Annotated in this window: 4 protein-coding genes and 1 pseudogene; 1 reads left to right on the forward strand and 4 read right to left on the reverse strand. The window is 65.8% G+C overall.

Annotated elements, in window-relative coordinates; genetic code table 11:
* Nucleotides 1-30: 30 nt before the first annotated feature.
* On the reverse strand, nt 31-1,506 hold the full coding sequence (gene larC, locus C457_RS14090) for a nickel pincer cofactor biosynthesis protein LarC (RefSeq protein WP_008095608.1): 1,476 nt from the start codon (nt 1,504-1,506) through the stop codon (nt 31-33).
* A 193-nt stretch (nt 1,507-1,699) separates the two neighbouring features.
* Between larC and C457_RS14095 the strand changes: the two genes are divergently transcribed.
* Nucleotides 1,700-3,931, forward strand: a complete 2,232-nt coding sequence (locus C457_RS14095) for a CDC48 family AAA ATPase (RefSeq protein WP_004975353.1) — start codon at nt 1,700-1,702, stop codon at nt 3,929-3,931.
* 82 nt (nt 3,932-4,013) lie between these two features.
* Here C457_RS14095 and phoU read toward each other — a convergent pair whose 3' ends face one another.
* The 3 genes and pseudogenes from phoU to C457_RS14110 all read right to left on the reverse strand — a co-directional run.
* Nucleotides 4,014-4,694, reverse strand: a complete 681-nt coding sequence (gene phoU / locus C457_RS14100) for a phosphate signaling complex protein PhoU (protein WP_008095611.1) — start codon at nt 4,692-4,694, stop codon at nt 4,014-4,016.
* Nucleotides 4,695-4,868: 174 nt separating this feature from the next.
* The gene (gene pstB, locus C457_RS14105; RefSeq protein ID WP_004975356.1) at nt 4,869-5,717 is read right to left on the reverse strand and encodes a phosphate ABC transporter ATP-binding protein PstB; all 849 of its coding nucleotides are present in this window, start codon (nt 5,715-5,717) and stop codon (nt 4,869-4,871) included.
* Between the two features lie 51 nt (nt 5,718-5,768).
* Nucleotides 5,769-6,034 (reverse strand): annotated as a pseudogene (locus C457_RS14110) (phosphate ABC transporter permease PstA); the annotation flags it as partial.

Here is a 6,034-nt window from a genome sequence, read left to right on the forward strand (position 1 = left end):
TCCTCCCGGACGGTGAGCCTCGCGAATCGCTTATTCACCGTCGTTAGACGCCACCGCGTCCACGGCGCGGCGCATGACCTCGCGGACGGGAAGTCCCGTCTCGTTCGCCACGGCGAGCGCGTCGTCGTACTCTGCGCTTCGGTCGTAGACGACGCCGTCGGCGTCGCTTCCGACCTTGACGCTCACCTCGTACTCGTCGCCGTCGACAGCGAGCGTCGCCGTCTCGAACTCGCGACGGGCGGTCCAGCGGTGCCCCGCCCCGTGTTCGCGGATTCCGAGCGTGCCGGTTTCGACCGCGAGGCGGTAGGCGACGCGCTCGGCGTCTTCCGGCTTGACGACGACCTTGACGAGGTGGCCGGGGCGGGACTTCTTCATCGTCGTCGGGACGATTGATACGTCGCGCGCGCCGGCGTCCTTCAGGGTCTGCTGCAGCCCGCCGAGGACTTCGGGCGTCGCGTCGTCGAGGTTCGTCTCGAGGACGGAAATCTCGTCGCGGACGAGCCGGGAGCCGCCGTCGCCGACGACCGCGCGGAGGACGTTCGGCCGGTCCGGGAAGTCCCAGCCGCCGGCCCCGTAGCCGGACGACTCGACCGACATCGACGGGAGCGTCTCGACGCCCTCGGCGAGGTGCGCGAGGATGGCCGCGCCCGTGGGGGTGAGCAGTTCGGCCTCGACGGGGCCGCCGCGGACCGACCAGTCGGCCGCCTCGGTGATGTTGAGCACGGCGGGCGCGGGGACCGGGTAGGACCCGTGGCTCATCTCGGCCTCGCCGCCGCCGACGGCGACCGGGCCGGTGACGACGCGGTCGACGCCGAGGTCGTCGAGGAGGAGACAGACCCCGACCACGTCGGCGATGGCGTCGTCCGCGCCGACCTCGTGGAAGTGCGTCTCGTCGAGGTCCGTACCGTGGACCTCGGCTTCTGCCTCTCCGAGCACGCGGAAGATGGCCGTCGCATCCTCGACGACGCTCGCGGGCAGGTCCATCGACTCGACGAGTTCGACGACCTCGGGGAAGGTCCGGTGCGGGCCGTGACCTTCGGCGTGGGTGTGGTCGTCGTGGGAGTGGTGGTGTTCGTGGTCGTCGTGGGAGTGGTGGTGTTCGTGGTCGTCGTGCGAATGCTCGTGGCCGTCGTCGTGGTGGTGAGTGTGCTCCCCGTCGTGAGCGTGGTCGTGGTGGCGGTACTGGTGTTGGTGACTGTGCTCGTCTTCGCCGTCGCCGTCAGCGTCGTTGTCGGAGTCGCCCCCGTCGTCGCCGTCGGCGCGCAGGCGTCGGTGGTCGTCGCCGTGGCCCTCGCCGCGGGGGTCGCCGCCGTCGGTCTCCGCGAGGAGCACGTCCACCTTGGTCGCGAGGATGCCGTTTTTGTCGACCTCGTGGACGCGGTAGGTCACGTCGAGGGCGTCTTCGACGGGCGAGAGGACGGACGGGTCGGCACCGGCGGCGACGAGCGCGCCGAGGAGCATGTCGCCGCTGGCACCCATCCGGCCGTCGAACGCGAGGAGTCGCATGCGTGAACCGTCGTGTTCGAGGGTAAAAACGCCAGCCATCGACGCGCCGACGCCTGTCCAGTCGGTAGGGATTAGTAGCCGCCCGCCCTACGGTGTGCTAGGCTGTAACCACGGGAGGACGGTGCCTCGGGCCGACCGGGGAAGGACTTATCCGATGGCCTCTCACAGGTATCAGCATCCCCGCGAGGTAATCATGAACGAAGTCCAACTCGAAGTGGCGAAAGCGTACCCGAACGACTCGGGGCGCGGTATCGCCCGTCTTGATCCGGACACCTTGCTCCATCTCAAGCTCTCGCCGGGAGACATCATCGAGATAGAGGGAGGAAAAACGACCGCCGCGAAGGTGTGGCGGGCAGACCGGCAGGACTGGAACACGGATACGGTCCGCATCGACGGGTTCACTCGGCAGAACGCCGACGTGGGCATCGGAGAGCGGGTCACCATCCGCAAGGCAGAGGCCACGAAGGCCGACAAACTCGTGTTGGCGCCGCCCGAAGAGGCGAGCGTCCAGTTCGGGTCCGACGCGGCCGGCATGGTCAAACGGCAGATTCTCAAGCGGCCCGTGGTCGAACGCGACATCGTCCCGGTGATGTCGAGTACGAACCACCCATTCATGCGGTCGCCCGGACAGGCGATTCCGCTCATCGCCGTCGAGACGAAGCCCGACGGCGTCGTCCTCGTCACCGAGGACACCGACGTCGAACTCCGCGAGGAGCCCATCTCGGGCTTCGAGAAGGCCGGCGGCGGCATCACCTACGAAGACATCGGCGGGCTGACCAACGAGATTCAGCGCGTCCGCGAGATGGTCGAACTGCCGATGAAGCACCCCCAGATATTCAAGAAACTGGGCATCGAGCCCCCGCAGGGGGTGTTGCTCCACGGCCCGCCGGGCACCGGGAAGACGCTTCTCGCCCGCGCGGTCGCCAACGAGACTTCGGCGAGTTTCTTCTCTATCGCAGGGCCGGAGATCATCTCGAAGTACTACGGCGAGTCAGAACAGCAGCTCCGCGAGATATTCGAGGACGCCAAAGAGGAGTCGCCGAGCATCATCTTCATCGACGAGCTCGATTCCATCGCGCCCAAGCGCGAGGACGTGACCGGCGAGGTCGAACGCCGGGTCGTCGCCCAGCTGCTGACGATGATGGACGGGCTCGAAGCCCGCGGACAGGTCATCGTCATCGCGGCGACGAACCGCGTTGACTCGGTCGACCCCGCGCTCCGCCGCCCCGGTCGCTTCGACCGCGAAATCGAAATCGGCGTGCCGGACGAGGAGGGCCGCAAGGAAATCCTCCAGATTCACACCCGCGGCATGCCGCTTTCGGACGACGTCGACCTCGACGACCTCGCCGACGACACCCACGGCTTCGTCGGTGCCGACATCGAGGCGCTGACGAAGGAAGCCGCGATGAAGGCGCTTCGGCGCTACCTCCCCGAAATCGACCTCGACAGGGAAGACATCCCGCCGAGCCTCATCGACCGCATGGTCGTCAAGAACGACGACTTCGGCGGCGCGCTCGGCGAGGTCGAGCCCTCGGCGATGCGCGAGGTGCTCGTCGAGATTCCCAAGGTCACGTGGGAGGACGTGGGCGGTCTCGAAGGGCCCAAACAGAAGGTCCAAGAGAGCGTCGAGTGGCCGCTGACGACGCCCGAGAAGTTCGAGCGGATGGGCATCGAGGCCCCGAAGGGCGTGCTCCTCTACGGGCCGCCCGGCACGGGGAAGACCCTGATAGCGAAGGCCGTCGCCAACGAGACGAACGCGAACTTCATCTCGGTGCGCGGCCCGCAGCTGCTGTCGAAGTGGGTCGGCGAGTCGGAAAAAGCGATTCGGCAGACGTTCCGCAAGGCGCGGCAGGTCTCGCCGACCATCATCTTCTTCGACGAGCTTGACGCACTCGCCCCCGCCCGCGGCAACGACATGGGCAACAACGTCTCCGAGCGCGTCGTCAACCAGCTCCTGACGGAGTTAGACGGCCTCGAAGACGCGGGCAACGTCATGGTCATCGCGGCGACGAACCGCCCGGACATGATCGACCCCGCGCTCATCCGCTCGGGTCGGTTCGACCGCCTCGTCCTCATCGGCCAGCCCGCAGAGGAGGGCCGCGAGCAGATTCTCGATATCCACACGCAGCGGAGCCCGCTCGCGCCCGACGTGAGCCTCCGCGAAATCGCGGAGATAACCGACGGCTACGTCGGCTCCGACCTCGAATCCATCTGCCGCGAGGCGGCCATCGAGGCGCTCCGCGAGGACTCCGACGCCGAGGAAATCGAGATGCGCCACTTCCGCAAGGCGATGGAGTCGGTCCGGCCGACCATCACCGAGGAACTGATGCGCTACTACGAGGATATCCAAGACCAGTTCAAGGGCGGTTCCCGCGAGGGCCTGTCGCCCGACACCCGCGACGGCGGCCGTATCGGCTTCCAGTAAGTCGGACGGTCGGCGGTCGGTTGGTCTGGTTTTTCTTCTTATCTCCCGAAAAAGAAGCGACGCGTCGGTGTGTGGCGCGCGCTCAGAACAGCAGCGAGTCGTCGTTGTCTATCATGTAGAGCGTCCGCGCCGCGACGTTGACGGCGTGGTCGCCGATGCGTTCGAGGTCGCGAACCGTAAGCAGGAGGCGGCGCACGTCGACGAGGGCGGTCTCGGGTTCGAGGTCGCCGTCGCCCTCGAAGTCGTCGCCGCTCATGAGGTCGCGGACGATACTCTGCGACGCGTTGTCACACATCGTGTCGAGGCTGTCGTCGCGCTCCGCCACGGACTGACAGAGGTCGGTGTCTTCGGTCTCGTAGGCGTCCATCGCCTGGTCGACCATGTCGAGCGCGGCGTCGCCGATGCGGCGGATGTCGACTTCCGTGTACACGTCGTTTTCGGCGTCGATGGCGTACTGCGCGAGGTTGGTCGCGAGGTCGCCGATGCGTTCGAGGTCGGTGATTATCTTGAACGACGCCGCGATGAATCGCAGGTCGCCCGCGACGGGCTGTTGGAGCGCGAGCAGGTCGATGCAGTCCTGCTCCAAGTCGAGGTAGATGCGGTTGATTTCGTGGTCGCCCTCGATGACCTCCTGGGCCTTCCGCTCGTCTTTGTCTTCGAGCGCGTCGAGGGCGTACCGAACTCGCTCCGAGACGAGTTCGCTGAGATACAACACGTCCTCTTCGAGCTGATTGAGGCGAGATTGGTACGTGTTTCTGGCCATACGTGACGTTCCGGCAGGCGAAGTGAAATTCCTTGTGATGGTTTCGGTGACTGAGCCGCCGATACGTCCCGAACGACCGTGTTCGATACACGACGCCGAAACGCGGGCGTCGGGTCGGCGATGCGGACCGAGCGTGGCACAAAACGAGCCGCGAACCGCGCGAGCGAGAGCGGGTTATCCGAACTTGCCGGTGATGTAGTCTTCGACGCGCTGACTCTCGGGGTTCTCGAAGATTTTCTGGGTGTCGTTGAACTCGACGAGTTCGCCGCCGGTGAGGAAGACGGCGGTCTTGTCGGAGATACGCGCCGCCTGTTGCATGTTGTGGGTGACGATGACGACGGTGTAGTCCTCGGCGAGTTCCTCGACGAGGTCTTCGATCTGCGAGGTCGCCACGGGGTCGAGCGCTGAGGCGGGCTCGTCCATAAGCAGCACCTCGGGGTCGGTGGCGATGGCGCGGGCGATACAGAGGCGCTGTTGTTGACCGCCCGAGAGATCGAGACCGGACTCGTGGAGGCGGTCTTTCACCTCGTCCCAGAGGGCGGCTCGCTTGAGCGACTCCTCGACGACCTCGTCGTAGTCGGCGTCGATGCCCTGAATCTTCAGGCCGTAGACGACGTTCTCGTAGATGCTCTTCGGGAACGGGTTCGGCTTCTGGAACACCATGCCGACGCGGCGGCGGAGCGCGACGGGGTCGACGTCGTCGTCGTAGACGTTCTTGCCGCGGAGCGTGAGCCCCCCTTCGACGCGGGCGACGTCGATGAGGTCGTTCATGCGATTGATACAGCGGAGGAACGTGGACTTCCCGCAGCCGGAGGGACCGATCATGGCGGTCACGCTGTTTTCGGGGATGTCCATCGAGATGTCGGTGAGCGCGTGGTCGTCGCCGTACCAGACGTTGATGTTATCCGAGCTGATGACGGTCTCGGCGTCCCGCCCCACCGAACTCTCCGACGCAGAGAGCCCGTCGCTCACGTCGGTTTCGACGAGCATCTCGTCGTTCGTCGGGTCCTCTGTTCCGTTCATGGCTTGCTGTTCTCCCTCGGGTGCTTTGTCTCTTTGGCTCATTGGTGGTGTTCAGTTTTCACTTTCGAACTTGTTGCGCAGGACGATGGCGATGGAGTTCATGGCGAGGAGGACCGCCAGGAGGACGACGACGCCCGCCGGGACTGCCTTCGTGTAGAAGTCCTCGCTGGCGAACAGGCTGGACCACGCGTACACCTGCAGGGGCATGGCGCTCACCTTCGAAGTGAGCTCCGTCGGCAGGCTGAAAAGCACGTTCGGCGCGCCGATCATGATGAGCGGCGCGGTCTCTCCGATGGCCCTGTCTCTTATACACATCT

This window comes from Haloferax prahovense DSM 18310, assembly GCF_000336815.1.
GTDB classification, from domain to species: domain Archaea; phylum Halobacteriota; class Halobacteria; order Halobacteriales; family Haloferacaceae; genus Haloferax; species Haloferax prahovense.